The sequence below is a fragment of the Vibrio sp. 1978 genome (assembly GCF_033344345.1).
In genome coordinates this window covers 1-748 of record NZ_JAWPOP010000391.1, presented here as the reverse complement: position 1 = coordinate 748, position 748 = coordinate 1, and the positions used below count along the sequence as shown (strand labels likewise).

At 45.6% G+C, this 748-nt stretch carries 1 protein-coding gene and 1 pseudogene; both read left to right on the top strand.

Annotated elements, in window-relative coordinates; genetic code table 11:
* A partial coding sequence (locus tag R8N49_RS26810; RefSeq protein ID WP_318190409.1) for a cytochrome c-type biogenesis CcmF C-terminal domain-containing protein occupies positions 1 to 504 on the top strand: 504 nt, incomplete at its 5' end.
* Positions 482 to 748, top strand: a pseudogene (locus R8N49_RS26805) (DsbE family thiol:disulfide interchange protein); the annotation flags it as partial. The gene R8N49_RS26810 and the pseudogene R8N49_RS26805, both read left to right, overlap by 23 nt.

Here is a 748-nt window from a genome sequence, read left to right as displayed (position 1 = left end):
AATGCCGAAAACAAAGGGCCACTAATCAAGATGGTATTAGCACACGTCGGTTTTTCTGTAGCCGTTGTGGGAGCTGTCTTCAACAGTGAATACTCGTACCAATACAACTTGCGAGTAGAGCCTGGTGTTTCACATCAAAGAGCAAACATTGGTATCGATTATCAAGGTATGGATTGGGTAATAGAGCCTAATTACACCGCAGAACAAGCAGGGATCATTTTGCGCCTTGATGATCAGACTCGCTATGTATTACAACCTGAAAAACGCCATTATCCCGTGCGAGTAATGAACATGACTGAGCCCGCGAGTCTGAGTTTATGGCACGGAGACTATTATCTGACGTTGGGAGATAAAGTTGGCACAAACGCTTATGCAATAAAAGTTCAATACCGGGCGGGGATTTGGTGGATATGGTCAGGCGGTTTGATAGTGGTGTTTGGCGCACTGACGACTGTGTATCGCAAAAGAAAGAGGGCCATGAATGTCACCGAAAACTATGCCTAAACTATTCGGGTTGTTTATTGTTGTTGCCGTCTTTTCAGTCGTGGTCGTTGCGGCGTTATCTGACCGTCCCCACGTTGAGCAAGCAAAGGAAAGCACGCTAATGGTTCCAAATTTCAGCGCTGTATCGGTTATCTCTGGAAAAGAGGGCACTCAGGTGTTGTTTCAAGACAATGGCTATAAGTTGCTGAATGTGTGGGCGTCATGGTGTGGGATCTGTAAGAAAGAACATGAAACACTTTTGCAG